Source organism: Streptomyces sp. NPDC031554 (assembly GCF_055580685.1).
This window is the reverse complement of record NZ_JBVIKX010000011.1, coordinates 164,151-184,893: the sequence shown is the minus strand read 5'-3', so window position 1 is coordinate 184,893 and position 20,743 is coordinate 164,151. Positions and strand designations below refer to the sequence as shown.

Here is a 20,743-nt window from a genome sequence, read left to right as displayed (position 1 = left end):
GGCGACCAGCAGGCGTGATCAACGCAGCAGCAACTCCCCCGCAGCCAGGGCCCCATGGCGTCCCCGTCGCCGAGTTCACGCAGGCGCTCACACGGTGGTCAGCGCGCCACCCCCATGCTCAGCCGGACGACATGTCCGACACCGCCCCCGTTCCAGTGACGGTCGACACGACCCAGCTGCCCGTCCACCCCGGACTGCTACGACAGCTCACCATCCTGCTCAACCAGCAGACGGAGACGTGGGAGAACGCCGATGGCGACCCCGACGGAGGTACGTGCGCGCACTGCGGCGGAGACGGCAGCGCCGCCTCCGCCGCGCCCCCCGATCCCAGCGAGTTCGACGGCTACCTGGGCCTGGACGGCGTGATCTACCACAGCGTCGGCGAACCCGACATCGAGGCCACCGCTGAAGCCGCGGCCGAAGACGGAACCGTCGACGGAGAGGGGCTGCGATGACCTCCGCCATGGTCCCGGTGGAACTGCCCGGGCTCGAAGATCCCGACCTGCGCTGGGCCCTCGTCCTGCCCGAACAGATCTCCCCGAAGCAGAGTGATCGCGCCCTCTACGACCTGTACTGGTGCGGGGACCGCACGTGGGCGGCGATCTCTCTTACCCACGTTCCTCGGACCTTCGCGTCCAGCGACGAGTTGCACGCGGCACTGCTCGCCGAGTACGGCTCCAGCAACCCGGCCGAGATCCATCGCGGCGCCAGGGTCACCCGCATCTCCGTCAAGGACTTACCCGACGCACCTGCCGACGGCGCCGCGCCCACATCAGCCGAGGAGGCCTCTCAGTGACGTCAGCCGCCCCGCACCCGGACAGTGGGTCCGCGCGCCCCGAACGGCTCTGGCTGGCTCTGCCGATCACCGACGAGCACAGCACCGTCCAGGTCGGCGAGACGATCGAGCTTTCCACTGCGGAGATCGAGGTCGACGACAACAGCACCTTCATCAAAGTCTTCACCTCGCCCACCGAGACCCTCTTCGACCTGGAACCGTGGCGGCTGCTCGAGGTGGCGCCGATCGGTGCCACCGTCCAGGTCTCCCTCCCCGGACATCCCCACCATCCCTACTGGTTCGGTGTCCGGGCGCTACGTGTTCTGCGCGAGGCACCGGCCTGGCAGGCCCTGGGCCCTCAGGGCAAAACGGTGCTGGATCTCGTGATGCAGGCGCACGACATCACCGCCTGGCAGGCCGGGGAACTCGCCGCTCACTGGCAGCTCGCCGGCCGCGCGGTCTGGGATTTCGCAGATCACGAGCACATCGTCGCCGTAGTCGACGCGGGCCGGGTCGCCGCGTGTCATGCCGCCCAGGTCAGCGCGGTCAACGCGCTGCGCCGCGCGGCCGGCGACCTCTCTGCGCATGCGGAGGAGGCGGCGTGTGAGGCAGTCCGTTCCGCGATCGTCGCGGAAGTCGTCCGTGACCGCCTCAGCGCCGAAGCCGCGCGAGTGCTTCAGCAGCCCTGGGTGCGGGTCTTCGGATCGCCCCGTCGCGCCGAGCACCCCGCGTAGGTCCCCGAGTTCCGGCCCCGTTGCCGCCGAGCTCCACGGCAGACAAACCAGCACGAACACTCAGAGACCTGCCGCTATCTCTGGACTGATCCGGTTTCGCACGGAGTTACAACAGCCCGTAGCCACCCCCACGAGGAGCACCATGTCCGACCCGGCCGACCCGCTCGCCGTCGTTCATCGCCCGGTACGCGCCCAGACCGTCGGCAACCTGCTGATCAAAGAGGGCCGCGGCCTCCTGCAGCGCCGACGGAAGATCGGTGTCGGCAGGACCGGCATGCGACAACCGCGGTGCTCTGGATTCCTCGCCACACAGACGACCCCCGTGCGCGTACACGTCCGCTACGTGCACGACGAGGGCGACGACGAGAGCATCAGCACGCGCATCGATGCAGAACGACACGACCTGGTCCGCGAGATCCTGCAAGCCGACGGGTATACGGCCGAGATTCCCGACAGTCCGATCCCCGGCAACGTCGGCGTCCACGTCCGCCGGCTGACCCAGCCCGCAGACCCGGAGTGGGACGCACTGCGGAGCATCGCCGACGGACAGGTCATCTACTGCCACGGCGGCCCCATCGAGGGCTGCGACCGGGACATCATCAACACGCTGATCCTGTCTCTGCTGGCCATCTCGTCACGCCACAGCGCCGGGCCGGGGCGGACGTACATACGGCTCACCCAGTCGGGCGAGGACCTGCTCGCCCACCGCTTCACTCACGCCCGTGAGTCCGAGGCCACGCAGCTGCTGGAGGGCGGCGCGCGATGACCACAGCAACGCAACAACTCGGCCAGGCCGAGCCGATCTCACCCGGGCCGGGAGACGGCACCTCCGTCGTTCTCCGGCCCGCTGGCGCTCTGGAGCCGCGCGCGATCACGGAGATCGTGCCAGAAGACGCCGTCGAGGCGGCGGCCAGTCTCCTCACCCTCGCCGTCGGTCAGCCTGCCGAACGCGGACAGGACACGTCGAAAGCGCTGAGCGAGGTCCGCGCTGTGCTCTCCCGCGCCGAGAAGGCACTACAACAGGACCTGAGCGGCCCGGCGGAGCGCCTGTACGAGAGCGACGGCGACACCCCGCTGTGGAACGACCAGCGGATGTGGACACGTGCGTACGACCCCGACCACGATCAGATCCGAGCAGCCCTGCTGGTAGTGACTGCGCTGCTGTCTCCGTGGCAGCGAACCGGGACGCCTCAGGGATCGGCCCAGAGCCGCCGCGCCGCGTTGAAGGGCGTCCAGTGCGCCTGCGGGCGGCTGTGGGCTGGACGCCTTGCTACCGGCCACGTCGCCAACTCGGACGGTGACCGCTGCAATTCCGAGGGTGACCACGGTGCGTCGCCGTCCGACGACCGGCGTCTGCTCACGCTCGCTGCCCTTGCCTTAGTGTCCAAGTCGGCCATCTCGACCTCGAGTTCTCCGTCGATCGGATCCGAGCAGGCGCCGGAGCCCCAGGCCTCCAAGCTCGCCCGGACTTTGGCAACCGCCGAGGACGAGATCGCTCGGTACCGGCGCATGATCCAGGAAGCCGCCAGCTGGATCCACGACCCCGCCTACGACGAGGCCGCCCGCGTCGCCCTTGCGCGGCGCCTCGCTCTTCCCGAGCCGCGCACGGCAGCGGCCGCATCCGTGGGAAGGTGCGGCCCCTTGGCAACAGCGGAAGGATCTCGGGGCACGGAGGGCGAGGTGAGGGACGGGCAGGCCAGGCCGTCGGCCGAGACCGACCAGGGGGCGTGGCACGCGGTGTGGCTGCACGCCGACTGGCGGGCCGTGACGCGCCCCATGACAGCACGGCAGCGCGAGTATGCCGCCGCCTGTGTCGCCGCTTACACGAGGCGCGTGGCCACTCGCGATGGCCGGGAGTTCACCGAGCCGACCGGCTTGCGGTGGTGGCGAGAAGGGACAACCTGATGAGCCTCATCCTCTCCGCGCAAACGGGTCCTCGCCGGATTCATCGCTGCCGGACCCCCGGCTGGCGCCTCGCCGACGTCTCGACCAATCCCCTTGGCGTCGTCTACGTGGGCCGCCGACCGGGCTCCCGCTGGCACAACCCCTTCAAGGTCGTCGCCGAAGGTCGGCAGTGGCGCGTCATCGACACCGAGGACCGGAGCGCAGCACTTCGCGACGAACCGCAGCTTGCCCCCGACCAGCACCTCGCGCGGGTCATGGCCACCCGCCTCTTCGAACTCCATACCGGGCCTCTCGGCCTGTACGCCTACAGCGACGACGACCTCAGTGCCCTCCGCGCCGAACTCGCCGGCCGCGACCTCATGTGCTGGTGTCCGCCTCCCGAATCCGGCGAGATCGACTACTGCCACGCGGCCGTTCTCCTGCGGCTCGCCAACAACGGCCTGCACGTCGACGACCGCCTCACCGTCAGCACCAGGGAGATCACGATGCCGGTGCTTGAATCGAAGGAGGGCTGATCCATGGGAACTGCACTCCATCTCGCCCATGCCCGTTCCGCTCCGCAGTCCCCCCGACGCAAGCGGAAGGGGGGCAGCGGCGGAGATGGGTATGACAACTTCGTCCGCCGTGTCTACCGCGATGATCGGCAGACCCCGGAGACCCGGGAGCTGATCCTCTGTCTGGCCTGGCTCATGTGCCGTGATCCGGACAGGCATACCCCGGACGCCGAGGCCGCGAGTATCTGGGAGAGGGCCAACCGGGTCCTGGGGTTCAACCCGAGAGGAGGCCCGCGCCTCGCCAGCCTGATCAACGATGACCGGCCTCGCTACGAACCGGACAGGAAGCACAGCGCATGGGGCGACCGCACGTGCTCCGCACCGATGATTCGCCGTACGGGCCTGTGCGGACAAGGCGCTGGAGACCACGATCACTCCTGGCGTATCGACCCGGAGACCGGCTGGCGCACCCCGGCGTGGTACTGCCGCCGGCACCGTGACTCGTACGGCCGTGACCTCGACGCCGCGTTGCGCGCCACCGACATCCCGGAGCCGATCCCAAACCTTGGCGGGCTCCTGCCGTCCTACATAGTCCACAAAGGCGGCACCGACGGCTGGATTCGTCTCTACACCTGGGCTTCCGACTGGCACAACTCCTTGTGGAAGCCGCCCAGGAAGCACGGGATACGGGCCGACAACTGGCCCCGGCCCGACCGGCCCCAGAGGTCCAAGACTCCAGAGCCAGCCCGGCTGCGCCTCGCCGCGTCCGATGGCGAGTTGATCGCGCCGTGACCACAAAGACCGTGCAAGCAGGACTGGGTGACGCTGCCAACACCCCGAGAGCGGAAGGCCGACTTGATGCCCATCGCTGATGCCGAGCTGGCCGCGGCCGAGAATCTCCGGCGCACTCTGGCCGCCCACGACACGGAAAGCCTGCTCGACCTGCTGATAGCCCACCGGGAACAGGTGATCACTCGGTTGCGAAAGGCTTGCGCGGCCCTGCGCGCCGACCTCGACGCCCGAGCTGCCACGCACCAGAGACTCCTCGCCCTCCTGACTGCCCCCAGCAGAGTGGACCACCGATGACCGAAGCCGGCACGCCCGACGTCGTCGTGGCGACGCTCGCCCGCGCGTACGAGCTGCTCGAAGACGAACGCTCTGCAAGCCGCTTCGGCGTCCTCCGTCAGCCGCTGGCCGACCTGATCGGCCACCACCTGGGTGCCGACCGCCACGGCCCGATCCTTGCCCCGAGGTCCGAGCCGGACCCCATCCTCGACGAGGTGTTCGGCCGCCCCGGCAGCAGCGCGTGCTACAGCTGCGGGGATACCGGCGTGCGATACGACGGCGTGGGCGCCGACGGGCACCAGTGGTCCGGGGAGCAGTGCTGCTGCCAGCACGACCATTGCGGCTGCGGGGCTTGCGGACGATACCCGTGCGAGGAGGTGCAGTACCTGCTCGCCGTGGCCACCGCTGTTCTCCAGGGAAGCACCGTGCTCCCCCTGGCTCCCGCACAGAGCGGCGCCCCATCGTGAAGGCCACCGCCCCTGCAGGACAGACGGCGCTCGGCGACCACGGCACCCCGATCGCGGTCACGCCGGACACCGTCCCGGCCGGCTGCTACTGGTGGACCGACCCCGACGGAGACCTGAACCTGATGCCCGGGTGCATGGCCCGGGTCCAGGACCCCGAAGCCGAGTGCACCTGCGACAAGCTCGGACTCCGCCTGCGCCGGGCCGAGGAGAAACTACGGGCCCGCACGGAAGCTGAGAAGTACGCCAGCACATGGTGGGACGCGCTGACCGAGGCCGTCCGCGCCCACCCTGCCGCCGCCGAGATCCTGGCCGACGCCCACCGCCGGGCCGGCCGCTGACCGGGAGGACCAACCACGACCATGGGCACAGCTCTGCACCTCGCCTACGCGGAACAGCCCGCGCCCGCCGACAAGAACCGCACCAAGGGCAAAGGCGGCGGCGGAGGCGAGACCTTCGCCGACTTCGCCGGGCAGGTCTACAACGATCAGCGTGCGACCCCCCTGGCCCGCGAGATGCTCCTCGCCTTCGGCTTCGCCACGATGGTCGCTCACTCCGAGGACGACCGGGATGTCCACGCCGTCTGGGCCACCGCCCGGCGTGCCATGGGCGCCACCCGCACCGGCCGCGAGTGGCGCCTGGACCAGGCCATCGCCGAGGACGCCCCCCGCTACAGCTCCGGCAAGGAACGCGCGCACCGGGTATGCGTCGCGCCCCGGCTGCGGCCCCATCCCAACGGCCCGGATGACTTCCGCAACAAGCGCGGCATCTGCGGCACGCTCGCCGACTGGGAGCACCACGCCGTGGAGAAGCAGGCCGTCACGGGCTGGTACAAGTACCACTGGTACTGCCGTCGGCACCTCGATCACCTCGCTCGGGTCCGCGAACAACTGCGCGACCCCAACGCCCTTGCGCCCGAGCCCATCCCCAACCGCGGCGGCCTGCTCGCGGCGTACTTCGAATCCGACTGGCTCACCGCCTACCGCCACCGCCTCGGGATACCGGACTGGCAGCCTCCCGTCTACGGCATCTCCGCAGACAGCTGGCCACTCCCCGGAGTAGAGAGGGTCCCGCCCCGGGCCCGGCTCCGGCTGGCCGCAGTCGACGGCACCGTTGTAGTCGAAGCGCCCGACGGCACGCGGTGACCGACGAACTCGCCGAGCGCCGCTGCGCTCGAACCGCTCGCCGCCGTTCCTTGCGGGCGGCTACCACGCGCCGCCCGGTGGAACTGCCGCGCTGGGTACGCACCTTCATCATCCCCACCAACGCCTGCCCGCCCTGCGCGGAACACCTTCACCACCGCTGCCACGGCGTAGATGTCCTGCGCGACCCGATCCCTGACTGCCCGTGCGACTGCGGTGACCCCCGCGACCCGTACTTTCTCAACCCGCGCGCCTGGGCCGATCTCGCCCTGTACCGCCCCGACCAGGTCTGGGTGGCCGCTCTCTTCGAGCGGCAACGCGCCGCCGGGCTGCGCCTGTGTACCTGGCGCAACGACCAAAGCGGCCTCACGGTCGCCCGACCCGAGTAGGAAGCATGACCGCAGCCATCGCTGTCGAACCCGCCCCGTCGCCCTACGCGCAGCAGTCCCCTCACCCTCGACGTACCAGCGTATGACCAACTTTCAGCCGCATCCTGGCGTCCACCGGCCCTGGATGTTCATCTGCGGCGCCGACCCGGACGACTCCGTCGTCTCGTTCGCTGAGAACCCTCCCGCCATGGTCGCCTCCCGGCTCCTCGAGGACATCGGCGGCTGGTACGACGCCCTCCGCAGCGTGGAGAAGACGACCGTCCCGGCCGCCGTCACCGAGGCCCTGGGCGTGTTGCACGAAGCGGTCTGCGGCTGGTCCGACTGGACCGCCGGCGACCGCGCCCGACGCGACGAGGAAGGACAGCATGACCAGCAGCGTCGATGACGTCGCGGGGTGCGGCTTGTGCGTGCTACTCATGGCCCCGAGCGGCGCCGGGAAGTCCACGCTTGCCGAGAAGTTGGCCCGCGAGCTGGGCGCGGCCGTCGTCTCGTACGACGCCCATCAGCGACGGATGCCCGGTGACACCGGCGTCGAAGCGGTGACCGGGGCGGCTCTGGCAGCGGCATGGCAGGAGCTGGAGGGCCACTGCGCGGCCGGGACGCCGGTGATCGTGGACGGAACCCATGCGCAGCCGGCACGCCGTACGCGCGTCCACGCGATCGCGACCGCCCACGGCCGCACCACGATCCTGGTGGTGCTGATGGTGCCACTTGAGGAGTGCCTGGCCCGGCAGAAGTCGAGAGCGCGGCAGGTTCCGGCCGTCGACGTGACCCGCCAGCACACGGCCATCACCGCGGCCCTGCCCGGCCTCGACGCCGAGGGGTACGCCGCCGTGATTCGGCTGGACGATGCCATGATGACCGACGCCTGCCGGGCAGCGCTCCACACACTGCGGCGGCACGCCCGATGACCAGCCGCCCCGACGACCAGACGATGCTGCCCATCCCCGTCACCCGCGACCGGCCCGTCGTGAAGTGCATCGACTGCGACACCCCGCTCACCAACCGCGAGTCCCGCATGTGGGGCCGGGGCCGAGCGTGCCGGCACGGTCTGACGACCGGCCCCGGCGTGGGCCGCTTCGACGCCGTGCAGGACGAACTCCCGGAGGCGTGATGGGGCACGTACTAGTGGGCGGCACATCCAGCCCGGACCAGGGCACGGGGCATATAGTCGGTACCGGCGGCGCACGACCGCCCGGCATCCGTGATGGGGAACGAGAGCCCACGCCAGGTCCCCGGCATCCGGCAAGTCGTCTCTGACGCATCGTGCAGGTCAGCGTCCCGCCGTGAGCGGTACGCGCGTGGGGCGTACCGGCATGGAGTGAGAGCTGATGTCGAAGAACCGCGCCCGCGACCGGGCTGCCCGCGCCGAGATGGAACGTACGGGAGCCTTCCGCACCCGTGCCGTCCGCAAGGTCGACACCACCGGCCCGGGCGGCGAGCACCCGGTCCGCCTGGTCGACGCCCACGGCGAGAGTTGGTACCTGAAGTCCGGGAAGACCGACGCCTACGGCACCCGCAACCTGCCCTACAGCGAGTCCCGCACCTACGAGGAGATCGTCGAGCAGGGCGCGCCCGTCCGGCACATCGACGTCCCCGCCGACGGCGACCTTCCCGCGATCGGCCAGGCGCTGACGGAGGCCGGGCCCGCCGCGCTGTCCACCCTCATCGCCGCGCTGCACGCCGCGGCGAGCGCCGCCGAGGAGACCACCGGCCGGCCGGGCGATCTGGTCGTCGGCCGCCCCGCCTCGGCCGAGTCGGCGATCGTGCTGCAGATGACCCTGGACGTCGGGCCGCGGGTGCCGCAGACGTCGGTGGCCCCGGGGGCGCTCGAGGTCATCGCGCCGATCCTCGTCCGCTGGGTGACCGGGCCGACCGTGGTCGAGGTCGCCGAGAACCTTGCGTTCGTCCTCGGGGGCGTCGTTGACGAGCTTGGCTGGCTCGGCATCACCGACCCGTGGACCCGGCGCAACGCCGCACCGTATGCCAGCTGGGCGACCGGGCACAGCAGCAAGCCGGTGGGCGCCCACCGGGCTCGCGCAGCGGCGGATCTCCTCGACCCGGCGGCGGAGACCGTCGCCTCGACGGCGTTCCTGCTGGACTCGTCGATCCCCACGGAACCGGACCCCCACCTGGTCGGCGACGCCACCATGGAACAGCTGTTCGCCGCCCTGGTCGCCCGGGCCATCTACACGTTGAAGAGGGACGGCACCGCATACCCGGCAAGGGCCGACGTGTTCGTCCTCCCGCCGGGACTGACGGCCCGGCCGGAGGACGCGCCGCCCGGCTGGCGTCACATCGCCGCCCTGGTCGTGGTCACCGCCCGCCGGCCGTGGGACATGGACGAGGACGAGGACCAGCACGTCATCACCGACGCGTTCCAGGCGGCCCGCGCCGCCCTGGACGAATACTGGCCGGACCTGCCGGAGGAGTTCCAGTGCGCCGCGCTGTCTCTGGACATGCTGGCCGCGCTGCGCGGCAACATCACCTCCAGCGGTGCGCGTGCGATGTACGAGGAGTTGGTCTCCTCCGCCGTGCTCCACACGCACACCCTGGGCGCCGATCCCGGGCTTGATCCCACGAAGGCCGCCAGGGAGTAGCCCGCCGCTCGCCGTGCGGCCGGTCGTCAGTCCACCGGGCGCAAACAGCGGCCGTCAGGCGAGGGCGGCGGCTCATCGACGGGCTCGGGGGTCATGTACGGGTAGGCCGCCTTCTCGCCCCCTGCCGCCCAGGCGAGCGCGCCGAGGAGGATGCGGCGGTTGGCATGGTCCAGGCGCGGCAGGTCAGTGGCCCAGTCGCCCTTGCCCGTCATCAGGGAGCACGCGAACCGCAGCATGGTCCACTCGGGGTCCGTGCCGTGCAGCCCGTCGGCCGGGTCGTGGTCCTTGTGCCCGAGGGTCACGGCCAGGGCCTCCCAGCGCACGAAGGCCAGGTCCCAGTCCTCGTGTTCCTGGTCCTCCCAGGTGATCAGGCCCGCTTCCTGGAGACGGTCCGGCCAGTGGCTGCTGCCCGGGCCGGACTCGGCGAGCAGCCAGCAGGCCGCTTCCTCTCTCCAGGAGCGGCCTTTCGCGCTGCTCACCAGGGTGCCCCCGATGGGCGACCACTCCGCCATGTTCCGCGCTCCTCCCGGCCTATGAGGTGTATCTGGTGGACGACTTGCCCATCAGGAACAGGTGCACTCGCTCGATGATGTGCTCGGGGTGCCCGATGCGGGCGCCCGGCTGAAGGTAGCGGTCGGCGACCTTCTCCCAGCCGCCGTCCGCATCGGCGACCTCCGCGAACAGGTACAGCAGGTTCTCGGCGACCTCGGTGAAGGTGTCCTTCGAGCTGGTCCAGCGAACGAGGACCTCGGCGATCGTCGCCGCGGCGGCCTCGTGGTACCGGCCCGGGCGTTCGGAGAGGTCGCTGCCCACCTCCCAGGCCATCACCCGCAGGCCGTGGCTCTCGTTGGATCCCTCCCGGCCCGCGTACAGCCGGTTGACGCTCCGCCCCGCCTCGGTGTTGTACTGCTTCGCGACGCGGTAGGCGGCGACCAGCACGGTGGCGGCGGCCTTCCGGCCGGCCAGCCGCAGCGCCCCGGTCACCGCGGCGTCGTCCTCGGGCGTGGGCGGGACGACGGGACGGATCGGGCCCCGCCGGGCGGCGAGTTGGGCGTACGACAGGAGTTCGAGGCCGCGCTTCTCGGCGAAGTCGGCGCGGTACATCGCGTCGTCGTGCGAGGAGCGGTGCCATCCCTGATCGTGGTCGTCGACCACGCGGGTCGGCAGCTGATCCAGCGGCGGGGTGGCCGCCTCGTCCCCGTCGGGGAGAACCGTCATCCGGGTGACGTAGTCCTCCCACCCGCCGGGCACGAGCATCGGGTCCGGGTCCTGGGTGAAGACGACGAACTCCCGCTCCTTGACGATACGTTCTGCGTCTTTGGCGTCCCAGACCATGACAGCCGGTCCCCACTCGGCCGGGTAGCGCTCGCGGATGAAGCCCTCGAGTGCCTCTGTGACGTCTTCGGTGACGGCCTCGATCTCCCCGTCGATGTCCCAGTCCCGCAGGGCCCACGCGTCGACCAGCACCTGGGCGTGCCGGGTCCCTTCCGGGAGGCTGGGGTACGTCTGGTCCGGATAGGCGGACTGGAACACCTCCGCCCGGCAGGGGTACAGCTCCTTGGTGCTGATGCGGTACAGCGTGTGGACGGCGTCGGCGACCTGCTGCGCGAACTCGCGTCGGCCCAGTTCGGCCGGCACCCACGCGGCGACGAGGAACGTCTCCACCTGGGTCAGGTCCTGCTGCTTGTGCCGGAGCCCGTCGCACTGGTCGTTGAAGCAGTAGCAGCCGGGGCACAGGTCACAGGCCCCGGCCACCCGGCAGCCGCACTCCAGGCACAGGATCTGCCCCCATGCCTCGGGGTCCTCGCCGGCCGCCCTGAGCGCCTCCAGGTCCGGCCGCCATGGCGGACCGCCCGGAAGCCGTCCGTTGTCGACGAGGTCGCCCCAGGTGGGCTGCTGCCCGGCGGCCTGTTCCGCCTCGACGAGCCGCAGGGCGGCCGTGTGGCTGATGCCGAGTTCCTGCTTCTTCGCCTCGATCGCGCGGCGGCGCACCTGACGGGCGCGGCGTGGCTTCTTCGACAACGGGTCTCACTCCCCAAGCGCACGGCATGCCCCACGCGCACGCCGCACTGAAGAGCGGACATGGCGAACACCGCACGATGAGTCGATGGACATCTTGGTCTTGTGGCGAGGGCCCGGCGTGGGCTGGCCCCTCTTCGACGTACGGCGGACGTGCCCAGCCGCGTGTGCCGCCTGGAGCATATCGCCTGGGCCGGGACCGGTGGCCGGGGCCAGCGATTACGCTGCCGGACATGGCCGCCCCGAAGAACCGCTCCGCCCGCCTCAACAGGATCGCCAGCGAGCTGAACAAGAAGTACGAACTCGACAGGCAGCGGGGCGAGCACATCGACGCCGAGTACGACGACACCCGCCACCAGTGGTCGTACGGCTGGACCGACGGACCCACTGTCGAACAGGTCCGCCGCGCCGCCCGGAAGATGGACCGGGAAGTCACCGAAAACCTGGTGTACCGGCGGGAGCTGTCCCAGAAGACGGTCGCGCTCGGCGTGATCCGGCTCGCCATGGCCCCGACGGCGCGACGCGACTTCCGTGACCGCCCCTCCATCAACCCCAGCGACGTCGAGGAACTGTGGCGCACGGTCTCCAAGCCCCGCCCGCGCGACGCCCGCGAAGAGGCCATGGCCGCGGCGATCGTCGCCGAGGCCAACGGTGACCGGGGCATCAACTGGGCGAGCGGCTACGACCTTTGCCGCCTCGTCCAGGAGAAGGGCCTGGCCGTGTTCCTCCGGCGCGCCGGCGTCGAGCTGACCCCGATCGAGCGTCTCACCGACCGCTACGCCTCCAGCCCGGCATCCCTCGCCTGGTCCCACCAGCTCACCCCGCTGACCGCGCTGGAGGCGTTCAGCGCCGTCCAGGCCGACACGGAAGCGAAACCGCAGGCCGTGGCGGACGCGCTCACCCTGCTCCCCGACCTCCACGCCGCGCTCGACAAAGCCGCCGCCGATCTCCAGGCCCGGCTCCACGACAAGACGTCAGCGGCATAGCCCTTCACCCACACCAGCCCCGGCCCCATCCGTACGATGGGCACGGTCCGCCGACGGCCAGGAAGGGCCCGCACATGCTCGACACCGACACACTCGAACGGCTCGTGCCGTTCACCGGCGACTCCGTGCGGTGGCACCTCCCCGACGACGAGTACAGCGACCCGGACGCCGTCGAGGTCACCTGCCAGGTGATCGCGGCGACGGTCTCCTCGGCGTGGGCCACGCTCAAGGAACAGGCCGCCGCCCGACGGAAGTCCGACCCGGCGATGCACCGGCTCCTGCTCAACCTCCACCTGGACGGCCTGGACGCACACCCCACCGGGAGCGTCCTCTCCCTGTACGTCGCCAGCCGCGGCATCCATGACCTCCTGCACGCCTCCACCGGCGCACGCTTCGCCCAGGCCCTGAGCACGGAGTCCCGTCTCTCGCTCACCGTGGCCGACTGCGACAGCCGCCTGCGCTGGACGCGCGGTATCCGCTGCGAATGGGTTCCTCCGAAACCCGAACCGGTCACACCGGACTGGGAGGCCATCGCCGCCCGCGAGGACGCCATCATCGACGGCCGTACCGCAGACACCGACGACCCGTACGCGGCAAGCAACCGGCTCCTGCTGGCGCTGCGCCGGCGCGCGGGTATCCGGCACGGGGTGGGCGCCACGTGGGCCGGGCACCCCGAAGGCATGGTCACCCTGTGGTGCAGCCCGGCCGACGGGCGCCGCCTGCTGGAACTGGGGGTGCGGGCCATGCCGCAACTCTCCGAGCAGGGAGCCAGGGTGGGGTTCACCCTGACCAACCAGGACTGCCACGACCTCACCGATAAGATCCTCACCTCCTCCGCAGCGTGACACCGCTGGACGCAGGTCAGAGCCTCACTTCCGGTGACCGACGCACGGTCCTGGCGGCGTAGCCTGAGCGCCGCGGCGCTCCCGGCCGCGATCGGCACGAGGAGGCCCTCCCGGTGGACTGGATCATTGCCGCCGCTCAGCAGACCAGCACGACCACCAGCCCCGTCTGGCTCGCACCCCTCCTGGGCGGCGTCGGCGCCCTGGTAGGCGGCAGCCTCACCTCCACGGTCGCCTGGCGGGCGCTGTCCGACACCAAGAAGGCCCGCAAGCGCGCTGCGGAGAAGGAGGCGACGGAGACCATCACCGCCGCGCTCCTGGACGTCCGCCAGACCTACCGCACGAGCGACGTCGGAACCGGGCCGGCACCCGAGGAGTTCGACACCTGGGCGGACTTCCTCCTGTCCAAGCTCGGCAAGGCGGAAGTCGCCGTCATGGCTCTCCACAACGAGGACCTGCGTAAGCGCCTCACGTCCTCGCTGGATCTGCTGATCTGGGGCGCCTACGACTCCCAGCTCCTGTACGAGACGCACCTCGGCGGTTCCCGCGTGGTGGCGTACGCCGCACACCAGGACGCGATGGCCTGCCTCGGAGCGAACCTGCGCGGCGAGAAGCTGCCCGAGCCTGCGGAGACCTGGCGGAACGCGGACGGGCAGATGCAGTGGCAGTTCGAGCAGGTACGCAGGGCAGAAGAAGGAGAGTGACGCGCCGGAGGCGGCGGGTCGGCCGTGTCCAGTCCCAGTGTCGGTGGCAGCCACTACGCTGCTCTCAGCGCTGGACACGCACCGCGCAGACCCGCCGCCCGCTCCCACGCAGCGACGGCACGAACGGTCGAAGGCTCGCCGGCCAGGAGATCGGCACCCGGATCGCGCCGGGCAAGGGCCCGTGAGAGTGGCCTCGCCCTACTTCGACCGGACGAACTGGTGGCGGGCAGCGTGGGCGTCCCGCCGTGGAGTTCACCGTCGTGACGAAGCGCAAGAACACCAGCAACAGCCTCGTCGGCCGCGCCCGCGCCCTGGCCGAGAAGACCGGCATGCCGTACACCGCCGCCCTGGAGACCCTGCGCACGCCGCAGGCCGAGTCCCCGCACCAGGAGCAGGAACAGGGACAGGGACAGGGCGGATTCGTCCTCACCCCGGACGTCGAACGGTTCGTCGACGGGGATGACCAGATCGGCGTCGAATACGACCTGGGGGAGTTCCTCCGGGAGCGGGCGGCCAAGAAGTACGAGTGCTACGAGTGCTACGAGCCCGGGAACGTCGCCACGGACCGAACCTCCGTCATCTTCACGGTGAGCGTCTTCGACCCGGACCTGAACCCGGGCACGCACATCATGAGCGCGAACCTCGCGCACGCCTCCTGCACGCCCTCCGTGATCCGATGGGCCGTCCCCGTCGAGATCCCGCAGCAGCCGCACCGGGTCAGCGTCGAGGTACCGGACGACCCCGAGGAGCGCATCTTCCGCTTCGAGTTCGAGGCCGCCGCGCACCTGGCGCCCGCCGACGAGCCCGACGGGTCGCCGGTGCCCGTGCTGCTCATCACCGCGGAGCCGGAGGAGTACGAGCCGCACCCGGCGCTCTTCCACCTTCTGGACTTCCACCTCCTCGAGGACGGCTTCGCGGCCGAGGACCCCCGCGACATGGGCGAGCACGGCTGGTCGCTGCGTCTCGAATACGACGCCAGCACAAGTTCGTCCAGCTGGATCGCCGTGCGCGCCCACACCGCCGGCCCGGACGAGGAGATGGGCCACGGGCACTTCTTCCTCGCCGCGGTCGACCTCACCGACGAGTGGGTGACCGCCGCCCGCGACCGGGCCCGGGTACTGCTCCTGGTCGGGCCCGTGGGACCACACACCAGCCTCCCGGACCTTGACGACGAGGGCCCTGACGACGTCCTCGAACTCCTGGAGAACGGCCTGGTCCGTGGCGGCTGGTGCCCCATCGACGCGCCCGAAGCCGGGCACGTGCGCCCGGCGAACCGCCAGGCGGCCACGACCAGTTCACCGTGAGCGCGCCCGGCCGACGGCCGTCAGCCAGCCTGCGCAGCCTCCGCCCGGGCGGGCGGGTACAACTCCTGGCGCAGTGCCCCGTCCGCGATGTACGACGCCACCGTCCCCGCCAGCTCGTGCAACCCGGTGATCTCCGTCGGCAGGGGCTCGGGCTGGCTCCCGGTGAGGTACGAGGTGTCGGGGAGCATCTGCTTGGGCAGCGCGCGGCGCCGCTTCCGGGTCCCCATCGCCTCGGCGTACGCGGTCTGCACCGCCCGGTCGACGCGCGGCAGACCGCACTTGGCCGGCGCCTCGATGGGCGCGCCGTCGCGTCCGGCGTCGGCGGCCGTCGTGACCGCGTCCACCAGGGCGGCGTCGAACAGGTCGTTGTCCACCGACGCGGTGTAGGCGCGCAGCACGGCGTGCGCGTACGCCCGAATCCCTGTCTCCAGGGCGGCCGTGGCCTGCGCTTCGTGCCGCTCCGCCAGTTCCGCGCGGGCCTGTGCCTGGGCCGCGAGGAGCGCGTGCCATTCGGTGCCGTGCTCGCTCTTCTGGTCCACCCGGAGCGGCGCCTGGGCGTCCCGGAGGGCCGCCTCCCGGCGCCGGTGCGCCGCCCACTGGTCCCTCCCCGCCTGGATGACGGCCGATTCCAGGGAGCGCAGCGTCTTGACGAGCTCGGCTGGCCACGGGTCGGCGGCGCTCTCGTCCGGATTCGGGGCGGCAGTGTCCGGGTACAGCTCGGCGTACCGTGCCCACAGGTTGCGGTAGTGCTCCCGTCCGGCCTCGGTGATCCGGTAGTCGCCGAAGTGACCCACCCGCTCGGCATACGGCCGCTCGGGCCGTTCGACGAGAGCCTTGCGCGTGTTGTCGCCCCAGATGCCCACCGTGCGCGGATCGGCCCGCCACAGCTTGATCAGCCGCTCCCACGCGTACTGGGAGAGTTCACCGCTGCGCCGGCGGCGCGGCTCCTTGGTCCCGGCCCGCACCGCCGCCCGCCCGGCCCGGGTGAGCTTCACCGACACCGTCTTCGACTTCCCGCGCGCCCCCTGCTCGGTCTCCTCACGGACCTCGATCAACCCGTACCGCTGAAGCGCCTGCAGCGTGGACCCGGTGCCATCGTCACGGACATCGTGCCGGGCCAGCCGCCGCTGGACCGCCGTCAACCTCGAGCCGGGGGTCACCACGTCGAACCACCGCCACACGTCCGCCGGCGTCTCGTCGTAGTGCCCGGCCGCGGCATCCCGTGCCCGCTCGGCCTCGACCGCCTGGTCCTCGTCGTACAGCACTGTCATGTAGATCTTCTGACGCTCGTTCAGCGCATCCCACGCCGCCTGCGCCTTGCTCGCCACACGCCACTCCCATCGCGCCGGGCCCAGCCCGTCGGCTGTGACCTCCCATTGTCAGTGCCAGCCGGTACTGTTGCTGCGAATACACGGCATGCCGCGAACCGCCGTTTCCGCTGCCGCCCCGCGCCCACGCCGCCGGGGCAGCGCCGCCGGACAAGGACCGCACCAGGGTCCCGCGCAGCACCACCCGAAGACCTGTTCCGTCCGGCTGCGCCCTGTTCACGCGACGTCCGGCGGGAAGCGTGGGGTCCCGCTGTGGAGACGACCGTGACCAAATCGGGTTCCGACCACCTGAAGCGCCAGGCCAGGACGATCGCCGCCACCAGCGGCCGCCGGTTCCCCGACGTCCTCGCCGAACTGCGCCGCGCACCCCGTACTGCACCGCGGCAGCCCTCGAAGGAACTCGTCCTCGTCTGCAACGGGATGGCCCACCCGATCGACGGCGGCCGGTGCGCCCGCACAGCCGGCCACCAGAATCTCGACGGCGGCTGGGGCTGGTGCAGCTGGGGACCCAACGCCGCCGTGAACGTCTGGGACGGCTACTACCAAGCCGAACAGCAGGCGCGGCGGGACCAGGAGGACGCCCGCCGCGCCGCGCTCACCCCGGAGGAACGGGCGGACGAGGACGCCGAGTCGGAGGCCGCGTACTGGGCGGACATGGCCGACGACGCCCGAGAGCCGTACGACCCGTACGACGACAAGTACGCCGACCTGGCCGACGAACTGAGGGACGAGACACAGGACCCGGACGAGGACGTCCCCGACCGGGACTACTTCCTATACGGCGACGAAGACGAGCACGAGGTGACCTACTGATGCCCCGCCAGCCACGACGGGACCGCGAAGAGCGGACCGACCGGCCAACTCTGCCGGGCATCGCCGAGGTCCGGCTGCGCGCCGACGACGCCACCGCCCAGGTCGTCCTGGACGTTCTCCGCGCGAACTTCACCCTCACCACCCCGCGCGAATACCCAGGTGACCGCCTGTACTTCCAGCTCGACACCGGCAACACCGCGCCCGACCCGGACGGAGACGCATGACCACCACCGTGAAACCCCTCGCCACGTACGGGCCGATGCAGTTCCCCGACCGCGCCGGCCTGCACCTGTGGCAGTTCGAACGCGCCCAGCGCCTCGGCCTGATCCCCGGCCCCGACATGGCCGACGGCCGATGGCCAGCAGCCGTGTTCCACGCCGCCGTCGCCCGCATCACCGACATCAAGAAGGCTGTGGGCACGATGCCCGACGTCGGCTCCACCCGCGCCGAGGAGCACCTCGCCGGACGCTTCCCCACGGTCACCGTCCACGCCGGCACCGCCGCCGAACTCGCCCGCCGCGGCCACCTGCCCGTCGTCGGGAACTATCACGGGCCCCTGTACTGCGGGCTCACCCTCGAGCGCGGCATGGACCGGCGGAAGGTGGCCAGCGCTTCCGCCGCCGGCCAGCTCCACATGCGGGACTCGGCGGCAGCGGTCCTCGGCGTCCGCGATGCCGACTTCGCCCACTTGGTGCGCGCCGGACTCCTGACCCACGTGGACACCGCCCGGTCGCACTGGAAGGACCTGGTCCTGCTCTACCGGCAGGGCGATCTCGAGCGGCTCCTTCGCAGCCGAAAAATCGACTGGGGCGCCGTCCGCAACTCCCCGAAGGGCCGCCGGTCTCCCCTCGCGGCTCTTCCCGATGCGAAGAAGCCCGGCTCGTGACGGCGCCGCCGGACGGCCGCCAGCACACCGCCCACGACCACGAAGGCACAGCATGACCAGGAACCTGTACTGGGATGTCGTCTCCCGACGCGCGGCGCAGTACACCGATGCCCAGCACGCCCCGGACGCCGCTCTCTCCGACGGCTTGCCGATCCTCCTCGCCCACGCACGGGAGTTCGGCCTGCACTGCATCACCCACATCGCGCAGATGTGCCTCCTCGCCGTCGTCGACCCCGACGCCCCCGCGGCCGTCCGCACCATCACCGGCACGGTCGACCTGGGCCGGCTCCTGCCCGACACCCCAGACGCGCTCACCACCCTCGACGCCGCCGGCACGCTGAACCGGGCGTTCGGCATCAGCCCGGCCGAGGCGATGACGGACGCTGAGGCCCAGATCGCGGCAACCGTCCGGGCCCGCACCGCCCTGCAGGCCGTCTTCGACAACGCCCAGCACGGCTCCGCCGGCCGCGAGCGGGCGATCAACGTCCTGTACGACCTGCGCGACGACCCGCGCGCGCTGTGCGCCGTCATCGGGCTCACCGCCGCGGCCCTGCAAGCCGTACGGCCCGTACGACGATGACCACCGGAACGGCGGCCCCTCGATGACGTTCACCGTGGTGTACAGCCCGACCGCCACGAAGCCAGAGGTCGCTGGTTCAAATCCGGCCCCCGCTACCAACTCCGGCCCCTCGACGCCATGTCGAGGGGCCGGACGCACGTGGAGCGCTCTGCTTACGGCTCGGCCACCGTCGCGGCAGGCTGCTTGGGCGCGATACGCATGCAGGTGCCGTCGTACTCCACGACCTCGCCCGGCAGGATCAGCAGTCCTGGTTCTCCGTCCTGCCAGGCCGCTCCCACCCGGCGCACCTGGACCGCCGGGCCCCGCGCGCCGGCCATGAACACCGTCGGATCGACCTCCCAGCCGCGTTCGCCGAGCCATTCCTCCAGGGCTGCGGAGTCCTCACCACTTGCCCCTCGCGGCCACTCGTAAGTACCTGTCAAAGCCGCTTCCCCCTCTCCGTGCGCCGATGAGCGAGTCACCCGGGCTGATCCTCCCACCGGGCACTGACATCGGTCCCTCCGTCGTCGGCTGCTTCACCACCCCGCACCATCGTCTCCAACTCGCTGATGCGCGCACGCAGCTCCCGATCCCGGTATCCGAGCTCCTTGACGCAACAGACCAGAAGCCCGAGAAAGTCGACGACCGGAATCGTCTTGCCGTCGCCGACCTGAAAGAGGCGCTCCATGTCCTGGGCCATCGGCCCGATGTGGCGCGGGGAACCCGACTCGTCGTTGTAGCGCCAGGTTGAGATCGGCAGCTCGTTCACGACGACGTCCAGCACCTCGGACATCCTGATGCCGTCGGACGACTGCACTTGGTGATGAGTCCCCATACCCCTCCCTTTCCATGAGCGTGCCCCGGCGACCGGAGCTCAGCTGCGGTCGCCAGGGCGGCGTCGTCCGGGACGATCAGCGCTGAACCGGCACCACGTCGTGCTTGATGGTGCGGTCGCTCTCGATGGTGCTGGGTGTGACGGTCGCGTGGGCGTTGTCGGTGGCCGCGTGCGCGGCCTGCGCGCCCGCGCCGGCGGCCAGTGCCGCGATCATCCCGAGGACGCTCGCCACGCGCCGGAAGTGCTTCTTCATGGACCCCTCCAGTGGGTATCGCAGCCCCGGAGAGCCCGGGGCCACGGCTGCCGAGTGCGGCCACCGTAGGGTCGTGGGACGGCAGGGCCCGCAGGCAACTTCTACCGTCTTAGAAGGGATCGCGACCTATGTGTCGAGCTGGCAGGCCCATAAGTACGGCCTGCCAGGTGACCCGCACGCCCGGACCTGCGAACAACAGGGAGATGACGGCTCGCCGTGACACATTCGAAGGCGTCAGTGCGCGCTGGCGCCTTCGAAACGCCACCCTCGGAGGGTTCGGGCTGGCGAATCACGCAACCGCCGACGTCCGCGGGGCGACTGCCACGGGTAAGGCCGCTCGGCCTCGCGGTGTGGCGCCTTACAGATCCCGGTGGATCACTTCGATGCCCTCGGACCATGTCCGCAGCGGCTCCCGTGCGTTGCCGGCCTCGACCTCGAGCGCGATGGCCACGCCGGGCACACTGCCGTGCGTGCCGACGAAGCCGCGAAACTTGCGCAAGGCTACCTCGCCGTCGGCCCAGGTGCCGTCGATGGCCGGGCCGTCCTTACAGAACGTCATCCGCACGTGGAAGTCGCCGGCCGGATCCCCCTCGCCGGACGGGGTGTTCACCTCTGCTCCGCGATTGCCGGTGTCGGGTCGCGTCGA

Annotated in this window: 30 protein-coding genes; 23 read left to right on the top strand and 7 right to left on the bottom strand. The window is 70.9% G+C overall.

The features are described 5' to 3' along the window. Nucleotides 1–131: 131 nt before the first annotated feature. The 15 genes from ACZ5FU_RS26575 (at nt 132) to ACZ5FU_RS26505 (ending at nt 9,568) form a co-directional block, all read left to right on the top strand. Complete coding sequence (locus tag ACZ5FU_RS26575; RefSeq protein ID WP_469047019.1) at nt 132–455, top strand: hypothetical protein; 324 nt, start codon at nt 132–134, stop codon at nt 453–455. Then, complete coding sequence (locus ACZ5FU_RS26570) at nt 452–796, top strand: hypothetical protein (protein WP_469047017.1); 345 nt, start codon at nt 452–454, stop codon at nt 794–796. Before ACZ5FU_RS26575 ends, ACZ5FU_RS26570 begins: the two co-directional genes overlap by 4 nt. Beyond that, nucleotides 793–1,509 (top strand): hypothetical protein, encoded by a 717-nt coding sequence (locus ACZ5FU_RS26565; RefSeq protein ID WP_469047016.1) that lies wholly within the window; start codon nt 793–795, stop codon nt 1,507–1,509. Before ACZ5FU_RS26570 ends, ACZ5FU_RS26565 begins: the two co-directional genes overlap by 4 nt. Before the next feature lie 142 nt (nt 1,510–1,651). Beyond that, the gene (locus ACZ5FU_RS26560) at nt 1,652–2,275 is read left to right on the top strand and encodes a hypothetical protein (protein ID WP_469047015.1); all 624 of its coding nucleotides are present in this window, start codon (nt 1,652–1,654) and stop codon (nt 2,273–2,275) included. Beyond that, complete coding sequence (locus ACZ5FU_RS26555) at nt 2,272–3,414, top strand: hypothetical protein (RefSeq protein ID WP_469047013.1); 1,143 nt, start codon at nt 2,272–2,274, stop codon at nt 3,412–3,414. The genes ACZ5FU_RS26560 and ACZ5FU_RS26555 overlap by 4 nt, the downstream gene beginning before the upstream one ends. Then, on the top strand, nt 3,414–3,929 hold the full coding sequence (locus ACZ5FU_RS26550; protein ID WP_469047011.1) for a DUF4326 domain-containing protein: 516 nt from the start codon (nt 3,414–3,416) through the stop codon (nt 3,927–3,929). The genes ACZ5FU_RS26555 and ACZ5FU_RS26550 overlap by 1 nt, the downstream gene beginning before the upstream one ends. Before the next feature lie 3 nt (nt 3,930–3,932). Continuing rightward, a complete protein-coding gene (locus ACZ5FU_RS26545; RefSeq protein ID WP_469047009.1) occupies nt 3,933–4,700 on the top strand; it encodes a hypothetical protein in 768 nt (255 codons plus the stop codon). Nucleotides 4,701–4,990: 290 nt separating this feature from the next. Next, the gene (locus ACZ5FU_RS26540) at nt 4,991–5,440 is read left to right on the top strand and encodes a hypothetical protein (protein ID WP_469047008.1); all 450 of its coding nucleotides are present in this window, start codon (nt 4,991–4,993) and stop codon (nt 5,438–5,440) included. Continuing rightward, nucleotides 5,437–5,778 (top strand): hypothetical protein, encoded by a 342-nt coding sequence (locus ACZ5FU_RS26535; protein WP_469047006.1) that lies wholly within the window; start codon nt 5,437–5,439, stop codon nt 5,776–5,778. Before ACZ5FU_RS26540 ends, ACZ5FU_RS26535 begins: the two co-directional genes overlap by 4 nt. A gap of 21 nt (nt 5,779–5,799) precedes the next feature. Next, nucleotides 5,800–6,582: a hypothetical protein gene (locus ACZ5FU_RS26530; RefSeq protein WP_469047005.1), complete on the top strand. Its 783-nt coding sequence runs from the start codon at nt 5,800–5,802 to the stop codon at nt 6,580–6,582. Between the two features lie 50 nt (nt 6,583–6,632). Beyond that, on the top strand, nt 6,633–6,968 hold the full coding sequence (locus ACZ5FU_RS26525) for a hypothetical protein (protein ID WP_469047004.1): 336 nt from the start codon (nt 6,633–6,635) through the stop codon (nt 6,966–6,968). 82 nt (nt 6,969–7,050) lie between these two features. Then, nucleotides 7,051–7,353: a hypothetical protein gene (locus ACZ5FU_RS26520; RefSeq protein ID WP_469047002.1), complete on the top strand. Its 303-nt coding sequence runs from the start codon at nt 7,051–7,053 to the stop codon at nt 7,351–7,353. Continuing rightward, a complete protein-coding gene (locus ACZ5FU_RS26515) occupies nt 7,334–7,879 on the top strand; it encodes an AAA family ATPase (RefSeq protein WP_469047000.1) in 546 nt (181 codons plus the stop codon). The genes ACZ5FU_RS26520 and ACZ5FU_RS26515 overlap by 20 nt, the downstream gene beginning before the upstream one ends. Continuing rightward, nucleotides 7,876–8,082, top strand: a complete 207-nt coding sequence (locus tag ACZ5FU_RS26510) for a hypothetical protein (RefSeq protein WP_469046998.1) — start codon at nt 7,876–7,878, stop codon at nt 8,080–8,082. The genes ACZ5FU_RS26515 and ACZ5FU_RS26510 overlap by 4 nt, the downstream gene beginning before the upstream one ends. A gap of 217 nt (nt 8,083–8,299) precedes the next feature. Continuing rightward, nucleotides 8,300–9,568 (top strand): hypothetical protein, encoded by a 1,269-nt coding sequence (locus ACZ5FU_RS26505; RefSeq protein ID WP_469046996.1) that lies wholly within the window; start codon nt 8,300–8,302, stop codon nt 9,566–9,568. 26 nt (nt 9,569–9,594) lie between these two features. Here the strand turns inward: ACZ5FU_RS26505 and ACZ5FU_RS26500 are convergent, their stop codons facing one another. Both ACZ5FU_RS26500 and ACZ5FU_RS26495 read right to left on the bottom strand, forming a co-directional pair. After that, nucleotides 9,595–10,080: a hypothetical protein gene (locus tag ACZ5FU_RS26500; RefSeq protein ID WP_469046994.1), complete on the bottom strand. Its 486-nt coding sequence runs from the start codon at nt 10,078–10,080 to the stop codon at nt 9,595–9,597. A gap of 19 nt (nt 10,081–10,099) precedes the next feature. Then, nucleotides 10,100–11,590: a hypothetical protein gene (locus ACZ5FU_RS26495; protein ID WP_469046993.1), complete on the bottom strand. Its 1,491-nt coding sequence runs from the start codon at nt 11,588–11,590 to the stop codon at nt 10,100–10,102. A gap of 230 nt (nt 11,591–11,820) precedes the next feature. On the opposite strand from ACZ5FU_RS26495, the gene ACZ5FU_RS26490 reads away from it, so the two are divergent. The 4 genes from ACZ5FU_RS26490 to ACZ5FU_RS26475 all read left to right on the top strand — a co-directional run bounded on the left by ACZ5FU_RS26490 (nt 11,821) and on the right by ACZ5FU_RS26475 (nt 15,423). Further along, complete coding sequence (locus ACZ5FU_RS26490; protein WP_469046991.1) at nt 11,821–12,573, top strand: hypothetical protein; 753 nt, start codon at nt 11,821–11,823, stop codon at nt 12,571–12,573. Between the two features lie 74 nt (nt 12,574–12,647). Then, nucleotides 12,648–13,418: a hypothetical protein gene (locus tag ACZ5FU_RS26485; RefSeq protein ID WP_469046989.1), complete on the top strand. Its 771-nt coding sequence runs from the start codon at nt 12,648–12,650 to the stop codon at nt 13,416–13,418. Nucleotides 13,419–13,531: 113 nt separating this feature from the next. Beyond that, on the top strand, nt 13,532–14,119 hold the full coding sequence (locus ACZ5FU_RS26480; RefSeq protein WP_469046988.1) for a hypothetical protein: 588 nt from the start codon (nt 13,532–13,534) through the stop codon (nt 14,117–14,119). Between the two features lie 260 nt (nt 14,120–14,379). Further along, a complete protein-coding gene (locus tag ACZ5FU_RS26475; protein WP_469046986.1) occupies nt 14,380–15,423 on the top strand; it encodes a hypothetical protein in 1,044 nt (347 codons plus the stop codon). Between the two features lie 20 nt (nt 15,424–15,443). Here the strand turns inward: ACZ5FU_RS26475 and ACZ5FU_RS26470 are convergent, their stop codons facing one another. After that, entirely contained in the window at nt 15,444–16,751 is a 1,308-nt protein-coding gene (locus ACZ5FU_RS26470; RefSeq protein ID WP_469046984.1) for a hypothetical protein, read from the bottom strand. Nucleotides 16,752–17,015: 264 nt separating this feature from the next. Between ACZ5FU_RS26470 and ACZ5FU_RS26465 the strand changes: the two genes are divergently transcribed. The 4 genes from ACZ5FU_RS26465 to ACZ5FU_RS26450 are packed head-to-tail and all read left to right on the top strand — an operon-like array spanning nt 17,016 to nt 19,030. After that, the gene (locus tag ACZ5FU_RS26465) at nt 17,016–17,564 is read left to right on the top strand and encodes a hypothetical protein (RefSeq protein WP_469046983.1); all 549 of its coding nucleotides are present in this window, start codon (nt 17,016–17,018) and stop codon (nt 17,562–17,564) included. Beyond that, entirely contained in the window at nt 17,564–17,788 is a 225-nt protein-coding gene (locus ACZ5FU_RS26460) for a hypothetical protein (RefSeq protein WP_469046981.1), read from the top strand. The genes ACZ5FU_RS26465 and ACZ5FU_RS26460 overlap by 1 nt, the downstream gene beginning before the upstream one ends. After that, a complete protein-coding gene (locus ACZ5FU_RS26455) occupies nt 17,785–18,450 on the top strand; it encodes a hypothetical protein (RefSeq protein ID WP_469046979.1) in 666 nt (221 codons plus the stop codon). The genes ACZ5FU_RS26460 and ACZ5FU_RS26455 overlap by 4 nt, the downstream gene beginning before the upstream one ends. Before the next feature lie 52 nt (nt 18,451–18,502). Beyond that, entirely contained in the window at nt 18,503–19,030 is a 528-nt protein-coding gene (locus ACZ5FU_RS26450) for a hypothetical protein (RefSeq protein ID WP_469046977.1), read from the top strand. Nucleotides 19,031–19,182: 152 nt separating this feature from the next. Here the strand turns inward: ACZ5FU_RS26450 and ACZ5FU_RS26445 are convergent, their stop codons facing one another. From ACZ5FU_RS26445 to ACZ5FU_RS26430, 4 genes are all read right to left on the bottom strand, one after another. After that, nucleotides 19,183–19,452: a hypothetical protein gene (locus ACZ5FU_RS26445; protein ID WP_469046975.1), complete on the bottom strand. Its 270-nt coding sequence runs from the start codon at nt 19,450–19,452 to the stop codon at nt 19,183–19,185. 35 nt (nt 19,453–19,487) lie between these two features. Beyond that, nucleotides 19,488–19,826 carry a tail fiber domain-containing protein gene (locus ACZ5FU_RS26440; RefSeq protein WP_469046974.1) on the bottom strand — a complete coding sequence of 113 codons (339 nt, stop codon included), beginning with the start codon at nt 19,824–19,826 and terminating at the stop codon, nt 19,488–19,490. 94 nt (nt 19,827–19,920) lie between these two features. Further along, the gene (locus ACZ5FU_RS26435; protein ID WP_469046973.1) at nt 19,921–20,097 is read right to left on the bottom strand and encodes a hypothetical protein; all 177 of its coding nucleotides are present in this window, start codon (nt 20,095–20,097) and stop codon (nt 19,921–19,923) included. 358 nt (nt 20,098–20,455) lie between these two features. Continuing rightward, entirely contained in the window at nt 20,456–20,707 is a 252-nt protein-coding gene (locus tag ACZ5FU_RS26430) for a hypothetical protein (RefSeq protein WP_469046971.1), read from the bottom strand. Nucleotides 20,708–20,743: the final 36 nt, after the last annotated feature.